The 25,799-nt window shown below is 60.7% G+C and carries 25 protein-coding genes and 1 pseudogene; 14 read left to right on the forward strand and 12 right to left on the reverse strand.

Annotated features, from left to right (window positions below; translation table 11 throughout):
* The first annotated feature begins 98 nt into the window (after positions 1–98).
* On the forward strand, positions 99–1,628 hold the full coding sequence (gene pdxR, locus AC57B1_RS30280; protein ID WP_496419538.1) for a MocR-like pyridoxine biosynthesis transcription factor PdxR: 1,530 nt from the start codon (positions 99–101) through the stop codon (positions 1,626–1,628).
* 194 nt (positions 1,629–1,822) lie between these two features.
* Here the strand turns inward: pdxR and AC57B1_RS30285 are convergent, their stop codons facing one another.
* Together AC57B1_RS30285 and AC57B1_RS30290 are read right to left on the reverse strand one after the other, a co-directional pair.
* Positions 1,823–2,392: a GNAT family N-acetyltransferase gene (locus AC57B1_RS30285; protein ID WP_408350504.1), complete on the reverse strand. Its 570-nt coding sequence runs from the start codon at positions 2,390–2,392 to the stop codon at positions 1,823–1,825.
* A 192-nt stretch (positions 2,393–2,584) separates the two neighbouring features.
* Positions 2,585–3,223, reverse strand: a complete 639-nt coding sequence (locus tag AC57B1_RS30290; RefSeq protein WP_496419539.1) for a dihydrofolate reductase family protein — start codon at positions 3,221–3,223, stop codon at positions 2,585–2,587.
* Positions 3,224–3,581: 358 nt separating this feature from the next.
* On the opposite strand from AC57B1_RS30290, the gene AC57B1_RS30295 reads away from it, so the two are divergent.
* From AC57B1_RS30295 to dhaK, 9 genes are all read left to right on the forward strand, one after another.
* A complete protein-coding gene (locus tag AC57B1_RS30295) occupies positions 3,582–4,601 on the forward strand; it encodes a LacI family DNA-binding transcriptional regulator (protein ID WP_408295092.1) in 1,020 nt (339 codons plus the stop codon).
* A 113-nt stretch (positions 4,602–4,714) separates the two neighbouring features.
* Positions 4,715–6,043 carry an ABC transporter substrate-binding protein gene (locus tag AC57B1_RS30300; RefSeq protein ID WP_091805878.1) on the forward strand — a complete coding sequence of 443 codons (1,329 nt, stop codon included), beginning with the start codon at positions 4,715–4,717 and terminating at the stop codon, positions 6,041–6,043.
* Between the two features lie 74 nt (positions 6,044–6,117).
* Complete coding sequence (locus AC57B1_RS30305; protein WP_091805880.1) at positions 6,118–7,074, forward strand: carbohydrate ABC transporter permease; 957 nt, start codon at positions 6,118–6,120, stop codon at positions 7,072–7,074.
* The gene (locus AC57B1_RS30310) at positions 7,071–8,024 is read left to right on the forward strand and encodes a carbohydrate ABC transporter permease (protein WP_408350495.1); all 954 of its coding nucleotides are present in this window, start codon (positions 7,071–7,073) and stop codon (positions 8,022–8,024) included. Before AC57B1_RS30305 ends, AC57B1_RS30310 begins: the two co-directional genes overlap by 4 nt.
* Positions 8,021–8,215: a hypothetical protein gene (locus AC57B1_RS30315; protein ID WP_408350492.1), complete on the forward strand. Its 195-nt coding sequence runs from the start codon at positions 8,021–8,023 to the stop codon at positions 8,213–8,215. The genes AC57B1_RS30310 and AC57B1_RS30315 overlap by 4 nt, the downstream gene beginning before the upstream one ends.
* Before the next feature lie 3 nt (positions 8,216–8,218).
* A complete protein-coding gene (locus AC57B1_RS30320; protein WP_496419540.1) occupies positions 8,219–9,322 on the forward strand; it encodes an ABC transporter ATP-binding protein in 1,104 nt (367 codons plus the stop codon).
* Positions 9,315–10,361, forward strand: coding sequence for an ABC transporter ATP-binding protein (locus tag AC57B1_RS30325; RefSeq protein WP_496419541.1), 1,047 nt, complete (start codon positions 9,315–9,317; stop codon positions 10,359–10,361). Before AC57B1_RS30320 ends, AC57B1_RS30325 begins: the two co-directional genes overlap by 8 nt.
* Complete coding sequence (gene dhaL, locus AC57B1_RS30330; protein WP_408350483.1) at positions 10,358–10,996, forward strand: dihydroxyacetone kinase subunit DhaL; 639 nt, start codon at positions 10,358–10,360, stop codon at positions 10,994–10,996. The genes AC57B1_RS30325 and dhaL overlap by 4 nt, the downstream gene beginning before the upstream one ends.
* Before the next feature lie 14 nt (positions 10,997–11,010).
* Positions 11,011–12,000 (forward strand): dihydroxyacetone kinase subunit DhaK, encoded by a 990-nt coding sequence (gene dhaK / locus AC57B1_RS30335; RefSeq protein ID WP_091805898.1) that lies wholly within the window; start codon positions 11,011–11,013, stop codon positions 11,998–12,000.
* A gap of 37 nt (positions 12,001–12,037) precedes the next feature.
* Here the strand turns inward: dhaK and AC57B1_RS30340 are convergent, their stop codons facing one another.
* The gene (locus AC57B1_RS30340) at positions 12,038–13,372 is read right to left on the reverse strand and encodes an MFS transporter (protein WP_496419542.1); all 1,335 of its coding nucleotides are present in this window, start codon (positions 13,370–13,372) and stop codon (positions 12,038–12,040) included.
* A 220-nt stretch (positions 13,373–13,592) separates the two neighbouring features.
* A complete protein-coding gene (locus tag AC57B1_RS30345; protein WP_496419543.1) occupies positions 13,593–14,213 on the reverse strand; it encodes an isochorismatase family protein in 621 nt (206 codons plus the stop codon).
* 198 nt (positions 14,214–14,411) lie between these two features.
* Between AC57B1_RS30345 and AC57B1_RS30350 the strand changes: the two genes are divergently transcribed.
* A complete protein-coding gene (locus tag AC57B1_RS30350; RefSeq protein WP_496419780.1) occupies positions 14,412–14,945 on the forward strand; it encodes a PAS domain-containing protein in 534 nt (177 codons plus the stop codon).
* Positions 14,946–15,007: 62 nt separating this feature from the next.
* Here AC57B1_RS30350 and AC57B1_RS30355 read toward each other — a convergent pair.
* The 3 genes and pseudogenes from AC57B1_RS30355 to AC57B1_RS30365 form a co-directional block, all read right to left on the reverse strand.
* Positions 15,008–15,211, reverse strand: a pseudogene (locus AC57B1_RS30355) (SRPBCC family protein); the annotation flags it as partial.
* Position 15,212: 1 nt separating this feature from the next.
* Complete coding sequence (locus AC57B1_RS30360) at positions 15,213–16,001, reverse strand: aldolase (RefSeq protein ID WP_408350473.1); 789 nt, start codon at positions 15,999–16,001, stop codon at positions 15,213–15,215.
* Positions 16,002–16,019: 18 nt separating this feature from the next.
* Entirely contained in the window at positions 16,020–16,724 is a 705-nt protein-coding gene (locus tag AC57B1_RS30365) for a haloacid dehalogenase type II (protein ID WP_408350470.1), read from the reverse strand.
* Between the two features lie 126 nt (positions 16,725–16,850).
* Between AC57B1_RS30365 and AC57B1_RS30370 the strand changes: the two genes are divergently transcribed.
* From AC57B1_RS30370 to AC57B1_RS30380, 3 genes are all read left to right on the forward strand, one after another.
* Positions 16,851–17,702 carry a LysR substrate-binding domain-containing protein gene (locus AC57B1_RS30370; RefSeq protein WP_408350467.1) on the forward strand — a complete coding sequence of 284 codons (852 nt, stop codon included), beginning with the start codon at positions 16,851–16,853 and terminating at the stop codon, positions 17,700–17,702.
* Between the two features lie 301 nt (positions 17,703–18,003).
* Entirely contained in the window at positions 18,004–18,450 is a 447-nt protein-coding gene (locus AC57B1_RS30375) for a hypothetical protein (RefSeq protein ID WP_496419544.1), read from the forward strand.
* A gap of 184 nt (positions 18,451–18,634) precedes the next feature.
* Positions 18,635–19,285, forward strand: coding sequence for a BON domain-containing protein (locus tag AC57B1_RS30380; RefSeq protein WP_408350461.1), 651 nt, complete (start codon positions 18,635–18,637; stop codon positions 19,283–19,285).
* A gap of 100 nt (positions 19,286–19,385) precedes the next feature.
* On the opposite strand, the gene phbB is transcribed toward AC57B1_RS30380, so the two are convergent.
* The 5 genes from phbB to AC57B1_RS30405 form a co-directional block, all read right to left on the reverse strand.
* Entirely contained in the window at positions 19,386–20,108 is a 723-nt protein-coding gene (gene phbB, locus AC57B1_RS30385) for an acetoacetyl-CoA reductase (protein WP_408350458.1), read from the reverse strand.
* Between the two features lie 87 nt (positions 20,109–20,195).
* Positions 20,196–20,957 carry an enoyl-ACP reductase FabI gene (gene fabI, locus AC57B1_RS30390; RefSeq protein ID WP_408350894.1) on the reverse strand — a complete coding sequence of 254 codons (762 nt, stop codon included), beginning with the start codon at positions 20,955–20,957 and terminating at the stop codon, positions 20,196–20,198.
* Positions 20,958–20,965: 8 nt separating this feature from the next.
* Entirely contained in the window at positions 20,966–22,159 is a 1,194-nt protein-coding gene (locus AC57B1_RS30395; protein WP_496419545.1) for an acetate/propionate family kinase, read from the reverse strand.
* Positions 22,156–23,601, reverse strand: coding sequence for a bifunctional enoyl-CoA hydratase/phosphate acetyltransferase (locus AC57B1_RS30400; protein ID WP_496419546.1), 1,446 nt, complete (start codon positions 23,599–23,601; stop codon positions 22,156–22,158). Before AC57B1_RS30400 ends, AC57B1_RS30395 begins: the two co-directional genes overlap by 4 nt.
* Positions 23,570–25,360 carry a PHA/PHB synthase family protein gene (locus AC57B1_RS30405; RefSeq protein WP_496419547.1) on the reverse strand — a complete coding sequence of 597 codons (1,791 nt, stop codon included), beginning with the start codon at positions 25,358–25,360 and terminating at the stop codon, positions 23,570–23,572. Before AC57B1_RS30405 ends, AC57B1_RS30400 begins: the two co-directional genes overlap by 32 nt.
* Positions 25,361–25,799 lie beyond the last annotated feature (439 nt).

Genomic DNA, 25,799 nt, shown 5'->3' on the forward strand with positions numbered 1-25,799 from the left:
AGGCTATTGTGGAAAAATCATGCTTTATCGAGAAGTGCCAAGAAGTGTCGATCTGACTAGTCCATGTTGTTCCCTCACCCCTTGCCCGACAAACCGTCATGACCGCGCCGACTCCCGGCTTGACCATAGAAATCGATCGGAAGCAGCAGTTGCCGATCTATCTGCAGATTTGCGAGCGTTTCAGGACTGCGATTGCCGCGGGGCATCTGCGTCCCGGCGATCGCGTGCCGGCGCTGCGCGGCCTCGCCACGCAGTTGAACACGGCGCGCGGCACGGTCGAGCTGGCCTACACCATCCTTGTCGATGAAGGCTACCTGCAGATGCGTGGCGCGGCGGGCACCTTCGTATCGCCGTCGCTGCCGGCGTCGGTGACGCGCCCGCCTCAGGCGCAAGGTGTTCCGGATGCGTACGGCAAGCGGAGTGCCGAAGCAACGGGCGCGCCGCAAACTCCCCTCGAAGCGCTTGATGGTCGGCCGGCGCCTCGTCAGTCGGCGATTGCCGCTGCGATGAGCGGAGAGCCAAGACCGTTGCAACCCGGACTGCCCGCGCTCGACGCGTTTCCGGGCAAGGTATGGAACCGGCTCCTTTCGCGTCGCGCGCGTAGCGGCGAACGGGCGATGTTCGCGTACCCGGATCCGGCTGGTTACCGGCCGCTGCGCGAACATATCGCCACCTATCTCGGGCTGTCGCGCGGCGTGACCTGCCTGCCGGAACAGGTGTTCGTGACCGGCGGTTATCGTGCGACGCTCGAACTCGTGTTGCGCAGTCTCGCCCGCCCAACCGATCGCATGTGGTTCGAGAACCCCGGCTATCTGCTCGCACGCGGTTTTCTGGCCGAGACGGGCGTGCAACTCGTGCCGGTGCCGGTGGACCGCGAAGGGATCGATGTCGAACGCGGCATAGGTCTGGATGCGCACGCGCGCTTCGCACTGGTTACGCCGTCGCATCAGAACCCGCTTGGTCACACGCTGTCACTCACGAGACGCATCGCGCTGCTCGACTGGGCGGAAAAAATGTCGAGCTGGATCATCGAGGACGACTACGACAGCGAGTTCCGCTATCTGGGCCGCCCATTACCAGCTTTGAAAAGCCTCGACCGGCGTGATCGCGTGGTTTATTGCGGCACGTTCAGCAAGGTCATGTTTCCCGGTTTGCGGCTCGCGTATGCGGTCGTGCCGGAGCGGGCCGTCGAGCGGGTCGGGCGGGTGGCACGCAGCATGAATGCCGGGTCGCCGCCGCTATTTCAGGCGACGGCGGCGGACTTCATGGAGCAGGGGCATTTTGCGCGGCATCTGAAGCGGATGCGTGCGCTGTACAGCGAGCGGCGCATGCTGATCATGCATGCGCTGGAGCAGGCCTTTGGAGAGCGACTGATCGTCGACTTGCCACCAGGCGGAATCCAGTTCACGGCGCAATTCGCCCACGGTCCCGACGGCCCGGTCGACGATGTTGCCGTGGCCTCGCGCGCCCGCGATGCGGGGCTCGCGGTGCTGCCGCTGTCGATCTGGTACGCGAACGCCCGCGCGCAACGTACGCCGCGCGGCCTCGTGATGGGCTTCGCAAACATTGTCGATGCGCGTGAAGCGGATCGTCTCGCGCGAATGTTGCGAGCGTGTCTGGTCGAATGAGCCATGCCGCGCACGGGCCGCTGAGCGAGGTCGCTTCGCGGCGGCGGCCGACCTTCGCCGCCGCCGGGACCTGAATCGAAACGACTTCCGTGTATGCCGTGACCGAATCTTTTTCCGGTCTATGTCCCGGCTCCGGACGCCAATCAAGTCTGCCGCGGCTTGTGCAAGCGCTCCTGTCTGCGACGATTCGCAGGTTAGATACCCGGTCCTTCATTGATAATGGACGTAAGGACATGGTCCGTCCAAACTCCGTTGATCTTCAAATACGATCGAGCCAGGCCTTCTCGCTCAAAACCCAGGCGTTGGAGTAAGCGGCCGCTGCGCACATTCTCCGGACGGTAATTCGCCATTACGCGATGTAACCCGAGATTAGCGAATACGTGCGGAATCGCTGCTGCTAAGGCTTCGTGCATCAACCCTTTTCCTTCAAATCGCCTGCCGAGAGAGAAGCCGAGGTGACACGCCTGGAATGGGCCTCGCGCGATGTTTGTAAAGTTGCATTCGCCGACCAATTCGCTGGTTTCGTCCAGGAATAGAAACAGGTGCAACGCATTTCCTGAAGCCGAGTTCGCCTCCATCGACTGAAGCCTCCGATGAATCTCGCTCAAATCGAAAAAGCTATCGGATCTGAAGGGCTCCCAAGGTTGAAGATGCGAACGATTGTCGAGATAGAAGTCGCGCAAGATGCCACCGAACTCATCTCTCGCGGGCACCAATGTTAGCCGTGGCGTCGCGATGCCACGGTCTGAAGTATCGAAGGTCATGGCTGAATTATAAATTTCCGTAGGATACGGAGCAGCGGTCTCGGATGAAGCTTCGTATATCACGGGTACGGTACTGCCTGTCGGTGGCGGCCTCTAGGGCTAATGCGAAGGCTCGACCCAGCGCGTCGCTGCGATATATCCTGAAACATTGCAGCAGCGCGCTGTCCGCTGCAACCAGCTATTTGCCCGTCCTCACTGACGCACATAGCGCAAGTGTGTGGCAGCTGGACCATCCAGAACCCTGTCAATGCGAAACTGCGGCACGGGCTCGCGCAGGTTCTCGAAGAGACGCCGCCCACTGCCGAACAACACGGGCGACAAGGCGATCTCGAGCTCTTCAATGACACCCATGGCCAGATACTGCTGGATCACATCGGCTCCGCCCGCAATACGAATATCCCGACTGCCTGCGGATTCCCGAGCGAGCTCAAGAGCACGCTCCGGCCCGTCATTGATGAAGTAGAAGGTCGTCCCACCCGGGCGCACCCAGGCTTCGCGTTCTTCATGGGTCAGAACGTAAACCGGTGTGTGAAACGGAGCTTCTTCCGGCCACGCGCGCTCGCCCTGGTCGAACATTCGCTTGCCCATAATGTTGGCGCCGATGCGCTCCGTAGTGCTGCGAAGCAGGTCGTTGACCGGGCCGGTCTCTCCCCCCGGTCCGAGCTTGAGGTTCTCGCGGAAGTACTGTTGATTGAGGATCCAGGCCATCAGCGCGCCCCACTTGGCGCCCCAGTTCTTGTACTCAGGATTGTCCCAATTCTCCATGGTCATTCCTTCCGGTGCCATGTAGCCGTCGAGGCTAAGTCCAATGTTGACGAACACTTTACTCATGATTCTCCTCTCGCAGGTTCGGATGTCATCCTAACTTTAATATGGGGTGAAAGTTGTGCACCCCAACTTCCCCCTCAATCTCCTCGCAGTCACCGCTTGCGACGCAGTAAGCGATGACTTCAAACTTCTCTGTCATACCCACCGTTCAGCGGTCACATAGGCGGACAGACGTCCGCTACCGGATTCTATCCTCGGGCTCGCCGCCCACGCCGCTGCACATTGCGAACCCCAATGCGAAGCGTCACTACGCACAGCAAAACAATGACGCGTTTTTCCTGGAGAAAAAGCTTGCATTTTTTCGAGGAAAAACTACCTTCGGTAAACAAAACCGTTCTACGCTCGGCACCGGAGGAGACCCATGCCGGCTACTCGTACGATGATTGCGCGTCGTGCCGGCGTAAGCGTCGCCACGGTCGATCGCGTCTTGCGCGACGATCATGCCGTGCGACCGGAAACCGCCGAGCGTGTCCATCTGGCGCTCGCCAATCTGCGCGACGAGCGGGCAAGCCGTGGCCGTCCAGCAAAGGTCGGTTCATTCCGCGTTGCGTTCGCACTGCCACAAGTCAACTCGCGCTTTCTGGATCACGTCGAACGCAACATTGCGCTGTCCGCCAGTTTCTTTCGCGAACATCGAATCACCCCTTCGTTCTATCGCTGTGACTTCTCCACGCAGCGCGACACCGCTGCGTTCGCCGCCCAAGTGGTCGACTACGACGCACTGGTTCTCGCACCGCTCGACTATCCGTGGGTGGAGCGTTTTATTGAAGAGATGAGCGAGGCCGACGTGCCGGTCGTCACGGTGTTCTCCGATTTACCTGCAAGCCGCCGCGCCGCGTATGTCGGTGTCGACAACCGGATTGCCGGTCGCACCGCAGGATTGCTGATGGGCCGCTTCCTGGGCATGCGGCTCGGCACGGTCGCCGTACTGTCGGGATCGTCCCGCCTGCATGATCAGGTAGAGCGGCGCACCGGATTCTCGCAGGTGCTGGAAGAGGATTTCCGCAACCTGCGCTGGGTTGCCGAGCCGGATTTCGCGGAAGACGACGACGGTGCCGGTCTTGCCGTGCAGGGTTTGCGCGCGCGCCATGCGGATCTCGTCGGCGTCTACGTGACCGGCGGCGGCATCTCCGGCATCGCGGCGGCATTGCAGGAGTCCGGCGACAAGGCCCGTCTGGTCCTGATCGGCCACGAATGCACCGCGGAAACTCGCACTCAATTATCCGAACGCGCGATCGACGTGATCCTGGATCAGGACGTCCGCGGCATCGTTCATTGGGCGGGGCTCGCCGCCATCAACTTTCTAAACGACGTTCGGGGAGCGCTTGCCATCCCCACGCCGGAAACCCGGATTTATCTTCGTGAGAATGCGCATGCCTGACGCTCGCGACACGCGGACCGACTTCTGATCCGCCAGAGCCGAAATACGGCGCCCGGCGCATGGGCGCTGAATGTCATCAGGTTGGAGACCCGAGAAAGACAAGGAGAAGAGACATGTTACGTCTAACGTCAGCGAGGGTAGTGGCGGCAACCCTCATATCGCTGGGGCTCGGCATTGCAACGGGCGCGCACGCACAGGGCAAGCAATTGACACTCTGCTGGGCGGCCTGGGATCCCGCCAATGCACTGGTCGAACTGTCGAAAGATTTCACGGCCAAGACCGGCATCAAGATGAAGTTCGAGTTCGTGCCGTGGACCAGCTATGCCGACCGCTTCATCAATGAACTCAATTCGCACGGCAAGCTGTGCGATCTGATCATTGGGGACAGTCAGTGGATTGGCGGCGCGGCGGTCAATGGGCATTACGTGAAGCTCAACGACTTCTTCACCAAGAACAAGATTTCGATGGACGACTTCGTGCCGGCCACGGTGGTGGGATATTCCGAGTGGCCAAAGAATACGCCGAACTACTGGGCCTTACCTGCGATGGCTGACGCGGTCGGATGGACCTACCGTAAAGACTGGTTTGCCCGCCCGGAGCTGCGCGCGGAATTCAAGCAGAAATACAACCGTGAACTCGCGCCGCCCACGACGCTTGATGAACTCAAACAGACCGCGGAGTTCTTTCAGGGGCGCAAGATCGACGGCAAGACGGTCTACGGCGTGTATATCTTCACCGAGCGTGGATCCGAGGGGATCACGATGGGCGTGACCAACGCCTTGTACAACTTCGGCTTTGAGTATCAGGATCCCAAGAAGCCCTATCACCTCGATGGTTTCGTGAACTCCCCAGGCGCGGTGAAAGGGCTCGAATACTACAAGGCGCTCTATAAGTGTTGCACGGCTCCGGGCATGACCAACGCCTACATGCAGGAAGGACTCGACGCTTTCAAATCAGGCCAGGTGGCGATGCAGATGAACTGGTTCGCGTTCTTTCCAGGGCTTTACAAAGACCCCAACGTCGGCGGCGACAAGATCGGCTTTTTCGTGAATCCACGTGAGGTGAAGCAATACACGCAACTGGGCGGGCAGGGCATCTCAGTCGTCTCGTACTCGGACCATAAGGAAGACGCGCTGGAATATATCAAGTGGTTTGCGCAACCCGACGTGCAAAAGAAATGGTGGCAACTCGGCGGCTATTCGGCGGCTAAATCAGTGGTCGATGCGCCGGACTTTCCGAAGAGCGCGCCGTTCGCACCCGCGTTCCTGAAGTCGATGGCAATCGTCAAAGACTTCTGGGCGGAGCCCGCTTATGCCGAACTGTTGCTCGACATGCAAAAACGCGTGCATGACTACGTCGTAGCCGACAAGGGCACGGCTAAAGAGGCGTTGGATCTGCTGGTGAAAGACTGGAACAAGGTCTTTAAGGAAGAGGGAAAGTAATAGCGTTTAGCTGGACTTGACTGGACCGGTGAGGGCTGAGCAGCCTGTCTCCGGTCCGCTTAAAGGAGTCAGGCATGTTCGCAGACAAGCCTTTTTCTTCCACGCGTCTCGAAGCGGGTGCGCCAATGCGCATTTCGAAACGGCTAAGCGGGCTGTCGGATCGGGCGATCGCGTGGATCTTCATTCTTCCGACCGTTCTGCTGCTGCTTGCGATCAATATCTTCCCTTTGCTCTGGGCGCTTCGACTGTCGTTCACCAACTTCAAGTCGAACATGCCGAGCGTACCGGCGCGTTTTGTCGGTATCGGAAATTACATCGACATTCTGAACGACGAAGATATCTGGTACGCGATGCAGGTGACCGCGCGTTTCGTTTTCTGGTCGGTCGGGCTGGAGGTATTGCTGGGTTTCGGTCTTGCCCTGCTGATCAACCGGCAGTTCCGCGGACATAGCTTCTGGACCACGCTAATCCTGCTGCCGATGATGCTATCGCCCGCAGTTGTGGGCAACTTCTGGACGTTCCTGCTGCAACCGCAGACAGGGCTTTTCAACGATATCGTCAGCTTCTTCACCGGCATCGCGCCGGGATCGTTCCAGATGATCGGTGACGTATCGCTCGCACCGTGGACCATTGTGATGGTCGATACGTGGATGTGGACACCTTACGTCATGCTCATCTGCCTGGCGGGCCTGCGCTCAATTCCCGACTATATCTACGAAGCGGCGGAAGTGGATCGCGCAACGCCGTGGCGACAGTTCTGGTCGATCACGTTGCCCATGACCATGCCGTTCCTGATGCTGGCGGTGCTGTTTCGCGGCATTGAAAACTTCAAGATGTTCGATATGGTGAACCTGCTGACATCCGGCGGTCCAGGTTCTGTGACTGAAACGGTATCGATCACGCTCAAGCGTGCCGCGTTCGAAAAGTGGCAGACGGGTTATTCGTCGGCGCTCGCAATCATCCTGTTCGTGACGGTATTCGGTGCGGCGAATATCTACGTGAAGGCACTTAACAGGATCAAACAGCGATGAGACCGACTACGACTCAACATTCCGTGGTGGCGTCATCTCCGCGAGCCAAGCGCTTCGCGGCGGCGGTCGTTATCACGTACGCGCTGGCGGCTTCGTTGCCGATGATCTGGATTTTCCTGACGAGCTTCAAGACGCAGGAAGATGCGATAGCGTATCCGCCCGTCGTGCTGTTTCAGCCTTCCATGGAAGGCTATGTGAACCTGTTCACGATCCGCTCGCGGCAGACGCCGGAGTTCATTGCAAGCCTGCCGCCTGCGCAGACCTGGTATGAGCGTGAGGTGCGCAAGCGCAACATGGTGATCGCCGGACCTTCGAAGGTTTTGCCGCGCTTCGTGAATTCGCTTGTGATTGGATTCGGCTCGACGTTTCTTGCGGTATTTCTCGGCACGCTGGCGGCATACGCGTTTTCGCGCTTCAAGGTGCCGCTTTCCGACGATTTGCTGTTCTTCATTCTTTCTACACGCATGATGCCGCCCATTGCAGTCGCCATTCCGATCTACCTGATGTATCGCGCGCTGGGCTTGAGCGACAGCTATGTCGGCATGATTGTGCTGTACACGGCGGTGAATGTCTCGCTCGCGGTATGGCTGCTCAAAGGTTTCATGGATGAGATTCCGCGCGAGTATGAGGAGGCCGCGCTGGTAGACGGCTACACACGTTTGCAGGCCTTCGTGAAGGTGGTGCTACCGCAAGCGATGACGGGCATTGCCGCCACGGCGATCTTCTGCCTGATCTTTGCATGGAACGAATACGCATTTGCTTCGCTGCTGACAAGCGGCGATGCGCAGACCATGCCGCCGTTCATTCCATTCATTATCGGGGAGGGCGGTCAGGACTGGCCGGCCGTTGCCGCAGCAACCACATTGTTTGTGCTGCCGATTCTCTTCTTCACCGTTCTGCTGCGCAAGCATCTGTTGCGGGGCATCACCTTCGGAGCCGTGCGCAAATGAAACGCGAATTCATTCCACCGCACCGTTGGCTGTTACGTCGCAGGTACAGCGAGGGTGCGTCGACAGTACTGATTGGCTTAGGTATCGCAATGCTCGTGCAGCCGTTTTCGTTGGCTCTTTTCACCTGGTCGTTTCCGGTCATCCTGGTGGGTGCGCTCGCGTTCGTCGTTACCAGCCATTTCCCTGACTGAATCATGTCCACGATCGTTCTCGCTCATCTCCACAAGCGCTTCGACGATTTTGTCGCGGTGCGCGACACCAGCTTGATCATCGGCGCGGGACGCTTCGTCGTGCTGCTCGGACCATCGGGCTGCGGAAAAACCACAACCCTGCGGATGATAGCGGGTCTCGAGCTGCCGACTTCCGGGCAGATCCTGATCGATGGGGAGGACGTGACGGCGTTGCGCGCGCGTCAACGCGATATTGCCTTCGTGTTCCAGATGTTCGCGTTGTATCCGCATATGACCGTGCGCAACAACATCGCGTTTCCGCTAAAGAACGAACACGTGTCGCGCAGCGAGATTGCAGCCCGCGTCGATGCAGCGGCGCATATGCTGCGCATCGAGAGCATTCTCGATCGCAAGACGGGCGGCCTGTCCGGTGGCGACCGGCAACGCGTGGCGCTCGGCCGCGCGATCGTGCGGCAACCGAAAGCATTCCTGATGGACGAACCGCTCGGCACGCTCGATGCGGACTTTCGTGAACTGATGTGCCTGGAGTTGCGCAAACTGCACAACGCGCTCACCGCCACCACGGTGTACGTCACACATGATCAGAGTGAGGCGATGGCCATGGCGGACGATATTGTGGTGATGAATCAGGGCGAGGTGTTGCAGGCGGGCTCGCCTCACGAGATCTATCATTTTCCCGCCACTGTGTTCGTCGGCAACTTCATCGGCAGTCCACCCATGAATTTCTTGCCGGTCGACGGAGCGGTTATCGCGGGCCAGGAGCAGGTGAGTCTGCATGGCGCAGCGGTCTCCGTACCACGTTGCGATGCGGCTGCCGCGCGCGTGTTGCTGGGAATCAGACCGGAGCACATCATGATTGACGAGCGCGGTCCGCTGCGCGGTCAGGTGATCGCCGACGAGTATCTCGGTTCGCACCAGATATTGGTGGTTGAAACTGCGTTGGGCGTCGTGCGTGTGCGGGCAAGCAAAGACGATGGTGTTGCCGCGGGCACGACCATCGGTCTGTCATTTCGGAAAGAACGCGCGCTGCTGTATGACGCCGCTACTCAGCGCCTGCTGCCGGGCGCTGCTGCCACGCTTTCTGTCAGCGGAGAGGGTCATGGCTGAAATCCAGCTACGCAATGTATCGAAGCGCTTCGGCAACATCGTAGCGGTGGACGACCTGTCGATCGACGTGAAAGACGGCGAATTCGTCGTGCTGCTCGGACCGAGCGGCGCGGGCAAAACCACAACGCTGCGCCTGATCGCGGGACTGGAACGTCCCGATGCCGGCGACGTGCTGATCGACGGCGCGGTCGCCACCGGCGTACATCCATCCGATCGCGATGTTGCGTTTATCTTTCAGCAATACTCGTTGTATCCGCATCTGACCGTGTTCGGCAATCTGGCGTTTCCACTGCGTTCGCCACGTCGTCGCAGCAGCGAGGAACAGGTCCGCTCGCGCGTGCAAGCGGTTGCGAAGATGCTGCATATGGAAGCGAAGCTCGACAACATGGCGACGCATTTGTCGGGCGGCGAGATGCAGCGCGTTGCGATCGGGCGTGCGCTCGTGCGCGAGCCGAAAGTGTTTCTGATGGACGAACCGCTGTCATCGCTCGATGCAAAACTGCGCGAGGAATTGCGCATCGAGCTGAAGCGGCTCCATCGTACGATTGGCGCGACCATTCTCTACGTCACGCATGACCAGGTGGAGGCCACCACACTAGCCGACCGCATCGGCATTCTTGAACACGGCCGATTGGTACAACTCGGCACACCGCGCGACGTCTACGGTAATCCGGCCTCATTGAGCGCGGCGCAGCGCCTCGGCTCGCCGCCGATCAACCTGCTGCCGCCCACCCTGTTCGAATCAGCTGGCGTACCGGCCGGCACCGCGACCGTGGCGATTCGTCCTGAAGACGTGGTGCTGCACGACGGCGACGCGCGTGATGCACCCGGCACAAATCAGGCGCGCGGCGCATTGGACCTGAAGGTGCTCGAATACTCACCGTTGCGTCATCTGCTGATTCTGGATCGCGCCGGAACTTCGGTAGTGGCGACCACCATGGCCGAACGCAACTTCAGCCCCGGGCAGTCGGTGCGGGTGTCGCTGCCCGCTCGCAGCCTCTTATATTTCCGTGCAGACGGCAGGAGGATCCCGACATGAACGGCAAAACGGTCATGGAGTGTATCGACGCCGCATACGCAGCGCTGAAAGAACACTCGGACGAAATCGCCTTACTCGACCAGCAGATCGGCGATGGCGATCACATCTTCAACCTGCTGCGCGGCATGGAGGCATTGCTTGCAATGCGCGCGGACATCGAAGCGGAAACCTTCGGCGTCGCGCTGGAACGGGCGGCGAGCAAGGTGCTGTCGACGGTCGGCGGGTCATCCGGGCCGCTGTTCTTTTCCTTGCTGAGCGGGATGTCGAAAGCCGCCGCGAACAATCCTCTGGACGTTGCGGGTTTTGCGCGTATCTATTCCGCCGGCGTCGATGCGGTCGGGCAGCGGGGCAAGACGGGGGTCGGCAGTAAGACGATGATGGACGTGCTGATTCCGGTCGCAGCGCGCTTTAGCGAGCTGGCCGCCACCGGGGCGCCCAATTTGCGGCAGACGGTGCTCGATACGTTGCCACGGGTGGCTGAAGAGAACATGCTCGCCACCCGCGACATGCTCGCGACCAAAGGGCGTGCATCGTTTCTGGGCGAACGCTCGCGTGGTCATATTGATCCCGGCGCGCGTTCCAGTCAGATCATGATTGCGGCGGTGTGCGCGCACCTCGCGCGAAATCAACCGTGAATGGAGGCCAGACCATGAAAAAATTCATCAACCATGTGGACGATTTCCTTGCCGAAAGCCTGGCGGGATTTGCCGCCGCGCATAGCGACCTGGTCGTGCTCAACAACGAACCCGTGTTCGTGAGGCGCAAGACACTGAAGCCTGGCAAAGTGGGCCTGATATCGGGAGGCGGCTCGGGACATGAACCGCTGCATTCGGGCTTTGTCGGCTACGGGATGCTCGACGCCGCCTGTCCGGGCCAGATATTCACGTCGCCCACACCGGACCAGATGATGGCTGCTGCCGCCGCCGTCGATACCGGGGCCGGGGTACTGTTCATCGTGAAAAATTATTCCGGTGATCTGATGAATTTCGAAATGGCGTCCGAGATGACGGAGGTCCCGAACGCGATGGTGCTGATCAACGACGATGTGGCCGTAGAGAACTCGAGTTATACCACTGGGCGGCGCGGGGTCGCGGGTGCGGTGATAGTGGAGAAGCTGGTTGGCAGTATGGCGGAAAGCGGCGCAGACCTTGAACAGTGCAAGGCATTTGGCGACCGGATCAACAAGCGCACGGCGTCCATGGGCGTCGCTTTCACCAGTTGCACCGTGCCGGCGGCCGGCACCCTGACGTTCAAGATCGGCGACGACGAGATCGAAGTCGGCGTCGGCATTCATGGCGAGCCGGGCCGGCGCCGGGCGCGGTTCGCGGGGGCCGATGCGATTGCGGGAGAGCTGCTCAAGGCGATCGTCGATGACCTCAAGCCCCAGGCCGGAGCTGAATTGCTGGTACTCGTCAACGGCCTGGGTGGAACACCGCTTGGCGAACTTTACCTGCTATTCAATTCAACACGAGCATGGCTCCAGCAACGCGACCTGAAGATCGGCCGGGCCCAGGTGGGCGCACTGACGACTTCGCTGGAGATGGCGGGCGCGTCGATCACATTATGTGTGCTGGACGACGAAATGACGCGCCACTGGGATAGCCCGGTGCATACACCGTCGTTGCGTTGGGGCATGTAGGGCGCGTTGGCTGTGAGAAACGCGCCGACGTGGTGGATCAGAAGCTGAGCGAGGTGGCCGTACGCGCATCCCTCCTCCGCGTTTCCGCAATCAGCAGCAGCGCGGCAACCGAAATGACCGCCGACCCGACCATGAACCAGGCAACCGACGAACCTTTTCCGGTTGCCGACAGCAGTGCTGTCGTGACGATCGGCGTCGCGGCGCTGCCCAACAGTCCGGACAGCATGTAGCTGACTGACAGGCCGGAATACCGGATCTGAGCGCCGAACAGTTCCGCGAGAAACGTGGCGATCGGCCCATAGTTGGCCGCGAAAGCGGTCATCATTAGCAGATATCCGAGCAACGCGAAGGAAAACTCGCGCGTGTCGAGCAGCCAGAAGAGCGGAAATGCGAGCAATGCCTCGGCGACGATTCCACCGACGATCACAGGCTTGCGCCCAATCACATCGGAAAGCCGTCCAAACGCGGGCAACAGCACAATGCAAAGCGCGCAGGCGATGAGCGCAATGGATAGCATCGCATTGCGTGAAAAACCAAGTGTTTGCGTGCCATAGGTCAGTCCAAACGCAACGATCAGGTTGAACGACGTGCCGGTCGACATGGTGGCGATGCCACCCAGCAGCACCTGTTTCCAGTGTTTGCCCAGCAACTCGGCCAACGGCACCTTGAGCTGGGCGTCAGTGTCTCTGATCTTACGAAACGACGGCGTTTCCGACGTGTTCAAGCGAACGTAAAGGCCGACGGCGACCAGCAATACGCTGACGAGAAAAGGAAGACGCCATCCCCATTCAAGCAGCGCGGCGTTGGGCAGCAGTGAACTGCTCAGCAGAAACACGAGGTTGGCGATCAACGTACCTGCCGGCACGCCGATTTGTACCCACGAACCGTAAAGCCCGCGCTTGTTTTCGGGCGCATGTTCGACTGCCATCAACACCGCGCCGCCCCATTCGCCGCCCAGCGCGAGGCCTTGCACGATGCGCAGCGTGAGCAGGAGGAACGGCGCCCAGATGCCGATCGACGCGTAAGAGGGCAGGAGCCCGATACAAAACGTGGCCATGCCCATGATCACCAGCGACACGAGCAGCATCGACTTGCGTCCCAACCGGTCGCCGAAATGGCCAAACAGCGCCGCGCCGACAATACGCGCCAGATACGCCGAGGCAAACGTGCCGAACGCAAGCAAGGTGCCGATCAACGGCACAAAACCCGGGAAAAACACCTTGTTGAACACGAGGGCCGAAGCAGTCGCGAAGACGAACAGGTCGTACCATTCGACGGTCGTGCCAATGACACTTGCGACGGCAATTCTTCTCATGCTGTGCTCGACTTCATCCGGTACGAGAGTGCCGTCGAGAGTGCGTGCGTGAATCATGGGAAACTCCGTGGGAAATTGAGCGCGCGCCGGCCATCCGAGCTGGACACTATTCGGGTCAGGGGCGGAGCGGGAAGTACGGGTTCATTCAGGTCCGCAGAGCCGACCGTCGAGTTGAACGCGCTGAGTCGAGTGGTGCGCCGGTCCGGTGTGCTGACGGACGCCTCGGATAAGCGTGCCGTCCTTGCACAAGCCGATACCGGCTATTGATTGCCGTGCGTTATCTCGTCGACTGTTTGATATACGCAATCACTTCGTCGGCGCTCGACACGTCCGCATATCGTCGGCCGACGTCGCGCAGATTGTCGCGGTGCGGGCCCTCTTCGATATCGCCCACACAGTCTTCCGGAACGATGGTGCGGAAGCCCCATTGGAAGCTGTCTATCGTGGATGCGCGAATACATCCGCTCGTATTGCAGCCCGTGATGATAACTGTCTCAACGCCTTCCCTGATGAAATACGGCACCACCGGCGTCTGGAAGAAAATCGACGGTCCGAACTTGCAAACCACTACGTCGTATTCCTTATCGTAGATGCGCGGGTCCAATTTGGAACTCGGATGGTCAAGCCTGAATTGATCGCGGACAGCGGCGATTTTCCAGTGCGGCATATCACGCTCGGTCTTGTAAGCGGTGAAACATGTCGCAATGGGCACGTCGTGCGCGCGAGCCACCTTCAGAAGACGCGCCGTATTTTCCAGTCCGCGCATGACGAGTGGCGCGCCGCCAAGCGGGTATTTCGACTCGGTAAAAGCCAGTTGATAGTCCACCACGACGATCCCGACCTTACCCTTCATACCAATCTCGACCGCTCCGTACGAGCGATTTTTGTAGTCGTCCATTTTTTCCTCCAATTCAACGGGTTAATTGTCATTGCACGTAGAAGTCTAGGAGTGCAAGATACGTACAACAATACGTATCGGTTACGTATGGAGTCACCCTTACTGTGAGGAGGTCGTATGAAAGGCATGCCGGCTGCCGCGCCCGCGTCTGGTCCGATCGACTATGAACAGGTTTTCAGGCACGTACCGGTCGCGCTGATGGTCACGCGTCAGCGTGTGATATTCGCTTGCAACCTGCAGTTCATGGACATGTTTCGCGCCACGAGCGAGACCCTGATAGGGCAGTCAGTCCGAATGCTTTACCCCAATCAGGTGGCGTTCGAACGGTTCGGGGCACGCGTGATTCCGGCGCTGAAGAAGTTCGGCCGCATCGCGGAACCGCGCGCCATGCAGCGTGCCGACGGCGAACTTTTCTGGGTCAACGTGACGGGTGTCAGTGAACACCGGGACGACCCGTATCGCGAGGCGCTGTGGTTCTTCTCGGAGATGGGTGTCGCAACGAGCCTGTCGGGCGGTGCAAGTTCCGCCAACAAGCTGATTGCGGACGCCAAGAATTCAATGACCAGGCGCGAGCGCGATGTGGCGGCACTGCTGATCCAGAACCAGACCGCGAAGGAGATCGGAATCGCGTTGGGAATCAGTCCTCGCACCGTGGAGGTCTTTCGGGGGAAGCTGTTGAAGAAGTTCGACGCGCCCTCGACAAACGCGCTGGTTAAAACACTGCTTGCCTAACGTATCCGCCGATCGCCGCCGGCCGCGAAACCGCAAGTCGCCACACCAGCCGAGCGAGTCGGCTAATGCTGCGCTGCTTCCAGAAGGCGCTTTAGCTGCGAAACCGCCGTGTCGGATTCCAGTTGAATCCGCGCGCGCAGCACGAGCCAGTTAAGAATCGCGAACCACAACGTAGGCGCGCGATACGTGAATTCACGTTGGAAGCGGGTTCCGCTTCCGCTCGATGTCAGCGAATAGGTGACAGTGCCTGCCGGTCTGCCGTCGATCTTACTTGTCGAACGCAATTCCGTACCTGCGTAGTTCCCGCATACCGCTGTCGAGGTGCGCGCGAGCGCTTTCTTTATCGCCAAGACGCATTTGCTCGTAAGCGCGCTGCGCGACATCATGCGGCACGGGCTTGAGTGCCTGATTGGAGCTCATCGCTTTGAGCTGCACCTCTGCGGCGCGCTCCAGGTAGTACAGGTCGTCCCATGCTTCCGCGATGCTTGCCCCCGCCACCATCACACCGTGATTCTTGAGGAACAGGATGTCGGCCTCGCCCATCGCGGCGGCGATCCGGTCGCCTTCCGAGTCGTCCAGTGCCAGGCCGTTGTACTGCTCATCGACGGCCGTGCGGCCGTAAAACTTCAACGCCGTCTGCCCGAGCCACCGCAGCGGCGGACCCTCCAGCAGACACAGCGCAGTGGCATTCGGCATATGCGTGTGAAACGCAGCCTTCACGCGTGGCATCAATCGGTGTACCCGCGCATGAATATAGAACGCAGTGGCTTCAGGCTTGCCCTCACCGTCGACAACATGCCCGTCGAAATCGCAAACCAGAAGTCGCGACGCGGTGATTTCGGCGAACGCGTAGCCATACGGATTCACGAAAAACAGATCGTCGTGGCCCGGCACAACGGCCGAGAAGTGATTGCAAATCCCTTCCTCCAGGCCATGCCGCGCGGCGAGTTGAAAACAGGCGGCCAGTTCGATACGGGCCTGCATCACCGCGTCTGCATCGAGTCGCACGTTGCGTGACGCCGCCGTGGAGCCGGTGGATAAGAGTGTATGCGCCATGATCGTTGCCCCTGAAATTTACCAACCGAGAGTAGTGAACAGTGTCGGCACCTGATCGAGTGTCGCGAGCGTTGCGTCTGGCGTGTAGTCGGGCAGCAATGAACGCCCCGTTCCGCGATCGATCCACACGCAGCGAAAACCGATATCGCGCGCGGCCGCGTGGTCCAGATGCGGGCTCGCACAAATATGCACGACATCGTCTTTCGTTACACCGAGTTGCTCGTGAGCATAGTCGAACAGTCTTCGCGCCGGCTTGTACGCGCCCGCCTGCTGCGCGGTGATTATTCGGTCGATGTAGCCGCCAAGCTGCGCTACGTTGCCCGAGATGATGTCATCGTCAGTATTCGACACGATGCACAGGCGATAGCCTTCTTCCTTCAGCCGCCGCAGTGTGGCAACCACCTCGTGAAACGGCGGCATCGCGGAAATGCTATCGGTCAGCACGCCGGCGTCGTCCGGCTCGCTGTGCAAACCGAGTTCTTCGAGCGCGAGCCGCAAGCCTTCGCCGGCTACCGTGCGGAACGAGCGATGCGGAGGCGTCTGCTCCAGTGCATGTTCGTGCCGGTCGTAGACTGCGATCAGTCTTGCCGGGTCGACTTCGCTGCCATGCTTGCGCCGGAGAATTTCGCCGACGGCGGCCCGCAGGCCTTCATCCCATTGAATCAATGTACCGTAGCAGTCGAAAGTGAGCCACTGTGGGCGGCTGGTGTTCTGAAGTGACATGATGCGCTCGCAAAAAAACGGGTTCAGGTGTGCATAGGTGCCCAGCTTAGGCATATTGGACGATATTTGAAAATTAAATTAAGCTCTTAGTTTCAGTTGAGTTTCAAATAACAAAGCGAGCCGATCATGCTTGATCTCGATCTGTTGAACACCCTGATTTGCGTCGTGGACGAAGGTAGTTTCACGCGCGCGGGCGAGCGGGTGCACCGAACGCAATCCACGGTCAGCCAGCAGGTGCGCAAACTGGAAGAACTGGTCGGGCGGACTCTGCTGCTGCGCGACCGCACGGGCAATCAGGTGACGGCGACCGAGCACGGCGAGTTGCTCGCGCAATACGCGCGCCGGCTGCTGGCGCTGGCGCAGGAAGCGCAGGACGCGCTAGTCAGTGACGTGGAACTGACGCCGGTTCGCATCGGCGTGCCGGAGGACTTCGACGCACGGCGCATGTCGGCAATGCTGTCGGGCTTCGTCAAGGCGAAGCCCGGCGTGCGGCTGGAGACAGTCGCCGGCATGAGCGTGGACCTGCAACGCAAGCTGGCGAGTGGCGAGATCGAAATCGCGCTGGTCAAGCGCGAGCCGGGCAGTGGCGAGTGCCTCGCGTCCTGGCCGGAAGCGCTGGTTTGGGTTCAAGGCGGCAATGTCGAATTACCGGCGGAGTCGGCGGACGAACCTATCCCGCTGGCGCTATTTCCTCACGGCTGCGTATACCGGCAACGTGCGATTCGCAGCCTCGACCGGGCGCATCGGCGCTGGCGCGTCGCGTTTGGAAGTCAGAGTCTTACCGGCATTCAGGCCGCTGTTTCATCGGGGCTGGGGATTTCAGTGCTGCCGACGTCGGCGGTGCTGCCTGAGCATCGCGTGTGTAACGGGTTGCCGGCGTTGCCTCCGACGGAACTCGCACTCGTGACGTCTGGCTCGGTGCTCAATACGCTTCAATTGGCATTAGTCGAATTTCTCAAGGCGGAAATAAAGGCTTAGGGCCAGTGTGGACGTAGTTGTTCGTAGCAACTCAGGTTGAGCCCTTCGCACGAGCAGTCCTTCGGGGGAGTGGTGCAAACGCCTCCGCTTGCCAATAGTGCGCTCCCCGCGACGCCATGCAGAAGTCGCGCATACAACCGTTCGCTCACCGCTCGGCTCGTTGTTTCGATAATAGGCCGCAGAACGTTCATCCGAACGCCGACGCGCTCTAGTCAGGGATTGATGTACCTCAACTGGAGCAGCGGCTTCGAAAGCTACCCTAAGTTGAGTAGCGCTTCGCGACGAAGCGCCGGAGGGTCCGATGAACTACGCGCTTGAACCTGAACGCCCCCGGCATCGACGGTTGATCCGGTCGTTTCAGTTCGTCGCCTTGAGCGCACTGCTCGCGGTCGCCGTAACGTGGACGGGTTCCGTCTATGACCATCCGCTGGACCCGGCGGTCATGGCCGGCATGGCGGCGCCCGAGTGTGCCGGCGTGCGCAGCGTTGCGGCCGGTTCACTGTTGCCGGCAAGACAGCCGGACGACGATATCTGTCGATCCTTCTTCCTGTATCGAACGACATCGGCCGATGCGACGGATAACACGCGCGCGTACATCACATCGATCGAGCAGGATCGTACCGACGAATTCACGCAGCTGATCGGCTACGTATCCCTTTTGTCGCTGATGGCGGTAGGTGCAGCGCTTGCGTTGACGTTGGGGTTTCGCGCCATGCATGCCCGCTATCGGCATGCTCAACGGCGCTAGAGAAGTGTCATGGTAATGCGCGCGGCTGGATCTCCAGGACGCGGGCCGTATGTCCATTCAAAGGTGGCGTGAGGAGCCTGCTATCCCACCCTTTGAAGGCGACGAACCATGGAAACGAACTATTGCGAGCGGCATCATGAATTGCAAATGGCAGATGAGCACATGGAACTGACAGGAGAGCGCAATGAAAACGGACAGGCAGTTGGAGGCAGAAGTTGCAGACGAGTTGGCGTGGGATCCTGCGGTGTCGCTGGCGGACATCGACGTCGAGGTGAAAGACCGGGTTGTCACGCTGTCCGGCCATCCCACGAGCTATGCGGAAAAGCTGGCTGCCGAGAAGGCGGCAAAACGCGTGGCGGGCGTGAAAGCGGTGACGGTCAGAATGGATATCCGCCTGCCGCACGGCGATGAAAGAACGGACGAGGACATTGCGAACGCTGTCCGGTCGATCCTGAAGTGGACCGTGGGCGTATCGGACGTCCACGTGCAGGTTCAGGTCGACAATGGATGGGTAACATTGCGAGGCAAGCTCGAGCGGGCCTATCAGCGTCATCTCGCCACGCGCATGATCAACCCTATGCGCGGTGTGACAGGGGTTTCGAATCTCATCGATGTGCACGAGAATCCGGCGGGTGACGATATTGCTGACAGCATCCGCAAAGCGCTCGTGCGGCATGTCGAGCGCGAGGCGAATCGCATCGGCGTCAGCGTGAGTGACGGCACGGTCACGCTGACCGGAAAGGTCGGCTCCTATGCCGAGCGATCGATCGCGCGCGGAGCGGCGTGGGCGGCACCCGGCGTGCACGCGGTCAACGACGAATTGACGATCGGATAGCCACGCCGTTTGCAACGAAGGCGAGCGCATCGCGGCGAAGGAGATCCGGCGATGCGCCCGCAGCGGCAGTTATCTTGTCAACGCGACGGCATTGCGACTCTCACGCCATATATTTGCCACCGTTGATCGACAGCGTGGCGCCGTTGATGAACGCAGCGTCATCGGCAACAAGGAAGAGGACGCCGCGCGCGATTTCATCCGGCGTTGCCAGTCGTCCCGCTGGCACGCCGCTGACAATCGTTTTGAGAATGTCATCTGGCACACCGTGCACCATGCCCGTATCGGTATAGCCTGGGGCAATCACGTTAGCGGTGATGCCGCGCGATGCGCCTTCGAGCGCGAGCGACTTGGTGAAACCGATAAGCCCTGCTTTGGCGGCGGCATAGTTCGTCTGGCCGAATTGCCCGGAAAGCGCATTAACAGAACTGATATTCACGATCCGTCCAAAGCGGCGCTCACGCATGCTTTCTATGACGGCCCGGCATGTGTTGAAACAGCCGCCCAGATCCACGTCGATCACACTACGCCATTGCTCCAGCGTCATTTTGTGCAGCGTGCTGTCACGGGTGATGCCGGCATTGTTCACGAGCACGTCGATCGGCCCCGATTGCGCGACGACCTTGGCAATCGCTTGCTGAGTGTCATCGAAGTCGGCCACGTTCCAGCCGAACACGGGAATGCCCGTTTCCTTATAAAACGCATCGGCTTCGGCATCGTTTCCGAAGTAGTTGGCAATCACCGAATAGCCGGCGCTCTTCAACTGTCGCGCGGTTGCCGCGCCGATTCCACTTACTCCGCCGGTAATCAGGGCCGTTCTTGTCATCGCATGCTCCTTTTGGAAAGCTTGTATCTGGTGAGAGGCGTGTGAGGCCCATGATCTGGATGAGCACCGTTTACGGGCTCGATCGGCTCACGCGGTGACATGAAAGCCCGCGTCGGCGTAAATAGTGGATCCGGTCAGCGTCATGCCCGCCTCGCTCGCGAGCACGGCCGCAATCCGGCCGATCTCGTCGATCGTGACGAGATGCTGCGCGGGCGTATGCGTGCGGACGTCGTCGAGCAACGCATCGAAATGGTCGATGCCGGACGCGGCGCGCGTTTTGACCGCGCCGGCTGAAATGGCATGGACGTGGACACGACGCTCCGCCAGTTCGACCGCAAGATAGCGCACGCTCGATTCGAGCGCGGCCTTGACGGGCCCCATCACGTTGTAATGATCGACCGCGCGCTCGGCGCCTAAAAAGCTCACGGTCATCAGGCTGCCGCCATCGGGCATTAATGGGAGCGCGAGCCTCGTCATGCGGATAAACGAATGGCACGACACGTCCATCGCGAGTGCGAAACCCTCCGCCGAACAGTCGACGAGGCTCGCGTGCAGGTCGTCGGCGGGGGCGAAGGCGATTGAATGGAGCACGAAGTCGAGCCGTCCCCACTCTTTCGTGATCCGTTCGAAGACGGCTTCCAATTGGCCCGCAATGCGTACGTCGCATGGCATGACGAGAGAAGAATGAAGCGCCTCGGCAACCGGGCGGACGAACGGTTCGGCCTTGTCGTTCAGATAAGTGACGGCCAGTTCCGCGCCGGCTGCTCGAAACAGCTTCGCGCAGCCGGTGGCGATGCTGTGCTCGTTCGCGATGCCGACAACCAGCCCCCGCTTGCCGGAAAGATCGATGATGGAATTCATGATTTCATTGCCTCGCGATGCAGCACCGCAATAGCCTCGTTGGCGATGATCTGCTCTTCATCGGTCGGCAGCACGAGGACCGTGATCTGGCTGCGGGCGCTGCTGATCACACGCGCATTGCTGTCGTTCGCATCGCGATCGAGTTCGACGCCGAGCCAGGCGAGGCGCTCGCATACGGCAAGCCGAACTGCGGGTTGATGCTCGCCGATCCCGGCTGTGAAGACCAGACTCTCCAGGCCGCCGAGTGTGGTGGCAAGCCGCGCGACCTCGCCCGCAATACGAAAAGCGAACAGATCGAGCGCTTCGCGGGCTTCCGGGCGGTGGCTTGCCTGCAGTTCGCGGCTGTCCGCACTGATGCCGGAAACACCGAGCAGGCCGGACTGCTCATACAGCATATGCTCGACCTCGCTGACGCTGAGACCCTGTTGTTCGAGCAGGTGAAGCACGACGCCGGCGTCGAGCGCACCGCATCGCGTGGCCATGGGAATGCCGTCGAGTGTCGAGAAACCCATGCTCGAATCGCGACTTGCGCCGGCCTCGAATGCGCACAGGCTTGCGCCGCTGCCCAGGTGCGCGGCGATGACCTTGCCGCGTGCGAGTGGCGGGAACTGAAGTTCGAGCTGACCGCGAATGAATTGATATGACAGCCCGTGAAAGCCGTAGCGCTTGATGCCCTTGTCGAAGAGTCCGCGTGGAATCGCGAAACGTTGGACGAGAGCCGTCTGCGTGCGATGAAATGCCGTGTCGAACGACGCGGCCTGCAGCAGATGAGGCCGCAGGTGCCGAATCGCTTTGATCAACCGGACGCTCTGCGGCTGATGCAACGGCGCAAGCGGGACTAGCGCGGTAATGGCCTCCAGCGTTTCGTCTGTAATGGCGACGGGACCGGCGAAGCGATCGCCGCCATGCACGACGCGATGACCGACTGAAACGAGATCGTCGAGCGAAAAGTGCGTGGCGAACCAACCGAGCGTTTCGTCGAGCACGTCGTGCAGATCGTCGGTGACGGCGGATTGCAGTGCGATGTCCGTCGTCTTGCCGTCGTTCACGAGATGCAACTGCAACGGTTGGTGCCGGAAGTCGATCATGCCCTGGCCGATTCTCACGGCTTCACCGGCGACCACGCGGAACAACCCGATCTTGACCGTCGAAGAGCCGGGATTGAATGTGAGGAGCAGTGGGCCGTTCATGATTCGAGCAGATCGCCAAGGCTGCTTTCGGCGACGAGCCTCGCCAGCGCGACCGATGCGAGGCGCACCCGCAGGCTATCGGCGCGGCTCGTCAGGATGATCGGCAGTCGCGCGCCGACAATGAGCCCTGCGGCGTCGGCACCCGCGAAATAGACTAGCTGTTTCGCCAGCATATTGCCCGCCTCGAGATCCGGAACCAGCAGGATGTCCGACTGACCGGCCACCGGCGAGTGAACCCCTTTCGTCTGCGCCGCGGCAAGGCTGATCGCGTTGTCAAAGGCGAGCGGGCCGTCTACAAGCGCACCGGTTATCTGGCCGCGTGCGGCCATCACGGTGAGGGCTGCCGCGTCGAGCGTGGTCGGCATCGCCGGATTGACCGTTTCAACTGCGGCGAGCACGGCGACCCGCGGCTGCTCGACGCCCAGAACATGCAGCAGGTCGATCGCGTTCTGACAGATATCGCGCTTTTGCGCGAGGGTCGGTGAGATGTTGACCGCCGCGTCGGTAACGATCAGCGGCTTGGAGTAAGCGGGGATGTCCATGGCATAGACATGGCTGATCCGTCGGCCGGTCCGCAGGCCCGATCCGGCGGCGACGACCGCGGAGAGCAGTTCATCGGTATGCAGGCTGCCTTTCATCAATGCGGCAACCTTGCCGGCTGCGCCCAACTCGACGGCGCGAGCGGCGGCTGCGTGACTATGCGCCACCGCTTCGATCGTGATGCCGTCGAGACTCACGTTGGCGGCCTCGGCGGCGGCGCGGATCTTCGCTTCGGGTCCGATGAGCAGGGGATCGAGCAAGCCTGCGTCACGCGCCTCAAGGACTGCCTGAATGACGTCCGGTGAACACGGGTGCACGACGGCCGTGCGCAGTGCGGTATGGGCGCGCGCTTCGCGAATGAACGCCTCGTAACGGTCGTGCCGGCGCACGGACACTTCAGGCTGCGGGGAGGGATGCCAGACAATCGGGGCAGACGGCGCAATCACCGTGGCCGTGCCGAGCAGGACAATGTCGCCCTTCTGGTTCGTGCAGCGCGTGTCGAGCAGCACGATCCGCTTGTCGGGGCGCTTTTCCTTTACCGTCACCGTGGCGGTGATCGTGTCGCCCGGCGTGACCGGATGGCGAAACTGCAGGTCCTGATCCAGATAGATGGTGCCAGGGCCCGGCAGCCGGGTGCCGAGCAGCGCGGAGATCAGTGCGCCGGTCCACATGCCGTGCACGACGATATGGCCGAACATGTCGCTCGACGCGAAGGTCGCGTCGGTGTGCGCGGGATTGACGTCGCCCGACACGGCGGCGAACAGATCGATGTCGAGCTGCCCCGCTGTCCGCACGAGCGAGGCGGATTCACCAATCGCCAGTTCGTCGAAGGTCCGGTTATGCAACTGAAGATCGTTCACGAGTGCCTCCTCAGTGCTGGAAGACGTAAGTGCCTGGCGCATCCGCAAGCGCGTGCGCGCCCGGCTCGATGCGGATGGCCGGCGGCGCGACCCGCTCGGGACTCGATCGGGCCTTGAGCCAGTCGGACCAGACGGGCCACCACGAGCCTTCCTGTTGGGTGGCGGCGGCCATCCATTCGTCGGGGCTCACGAGCAGGTCGTCGGCGGCGGTCTCCTTGATCCTGAATTGCCGGTGCGGGTGGCCCGGTTCGCTGACAATCCCAGCGTTATGACCGCCGCTCGTCAGCACGAAGGTGATTGCCGTGTCGGCAAGATCGTGAATCTTGTAGACCGATCGCCACGGCGCGATGTGATCGCGTTCGGTGCCCACCACGAACATCGGCGCCCGGATGTTGCGTATCGAGATCGGGCGCGCGTCGACCTGATACCGGCCGGAGGCGAGGTCGTTGTCGAGGAAAAGTTGACGCAGATATTCCGAGTGCATCCGGTACGGCATGCGGGTGGCGTCCGCGTTCCAGGCCATCAGATCGATCATCGGGGCGCGCTCGCCCAGCAGGTAGTCGTGCACGATGCGCGACCAGATCAGATCGTTCGATTGCAGGAGCTGGAACGCACCGGCCATTTGCCTGGCATCGAGATAGCCTTGCGACCACATCATGCTTTCGAGGAAATAGACTTCGCTGTCGTCGATGAAGAGCTGCAACTCGCCAGGCTCGGTGAAATCCGTTTGCGCCGCGAACAGCGTGACCGATGCCAGCCGATGATCGCCCGAGCCTGCCATTGCTGCCGCAGCAATCGACAACAGCGTGCCGCCGAGGCAATAGCCGGTTGCGTGGATCTTGTGATCCGGGACGATCTTCGAGACGGTGTCGAGCGCGGCCATGACACCGAGTTGCCGGTAATCCTCGAGACTGAGGTCACGGTCGTCGGCGTCGACGTTGCGCCACGAGATGCAGAACACGGTGTGTCCCTGTCCGACCAGATAACGAATCAGCGAGTTTTGCGGTGACAGGTCCAGGATGTAGTACTTCATGATCCAGGCGGGGACGATCAGCACAGGCTCGGCGATCACCTCGTCAGTCGTGGGGCTGTATTGAATCAGTTCGATCAGGTGATTGCGAAACACGACCTTGCCCGGCGTGACGGCCAGATTGACGCCCACCTTGAACTGCTCCAGTCCGGCAGGCGGCATGCCGCTCGCCTGGCGTGTGGCGTCTTCGAGTGCGTTGCCCGCACCTTGAACCAGGCTCAGACCCGCTGTCGACATAGCGCGCTGGAATACCTCCGGGTTGGTGAGCGGAAAGTTGGTAGGCGCCAGCATATCGAGCAACTGTCGCGCGACGAACGACACGACGTCTTCATGGTGACGCGTGGTACCGGGCACTTCGCGCGTTGCGGTATTCCACCATTGCTCGGCGAGCAGGAATGTCTGTTGCCACAGCCTGTAGGGTTCGGTCTGCCACACGTCGGCACGAAAGCGGTCGTCTTTCGGCGACGGCTCCGCCGGCAAGGGAGCGTATGCGCCGGAAGAGACATGGGCGCAATAGTCGGCGAGACGCCGTGTGTTCAATACCCAAAGCGACGCGAGTTCCAGTTGCTTGCCGGGTGCCGCCGCGAGATGGATAAGCCAGTCGGAGAATGCCGCGCCCAACGCGGCCGGCGATAGGCCCGCCGTCAATCGCGCGATCATCGCCTCTTTGGCGTGATCCAGTTCCCGGAACGGCGCGGCGGAAGCGGAGGCGGCGGATCTGTCGGGCAGTGTGTGATTGCCTGCGGGAGCCAACCTGGAGCGAGTGTCCATCTGAATTCCTTTTGATTGCCCTGTGCGCACGGCGACATGGCCGAACGCACTGACGACAGCGGGATAGCTATGACGGATGAGCCGCGCCGGGTGGACTTGTGTCGGTGACAGCAGCAATTGCTGGCACGACGAAATCGCGGGCGGACGGAGCGTTTTATGCTCCATGATTGTGCGGCGCAACAAGTGTCGTGAATGTGACTTTAGCGGCGCTCTAAGCGTCGCTCTTGATCTGAGTCAAGAGACACCCGGTCGGCGGTTCGCCGCGCAAAGCGCAGCTGAGCGGTCGTTTTTAGATGTGACCTGCTGCCTTGATTTCAGTCACGTTGGCACGATGCCAAACGCGTCGCGCGTGACAATTCAATGTTGTCGGCGAGCTGGGGGGCCGTAAGGAGCGGCCCTCTACAGTTAGCCGATGGGAACCGGCAAGGCCAAGTATAGG

This window comes from Paraburkholderia sp. BGA-UO-ETr-F21, from assembly GCF_059567925.1.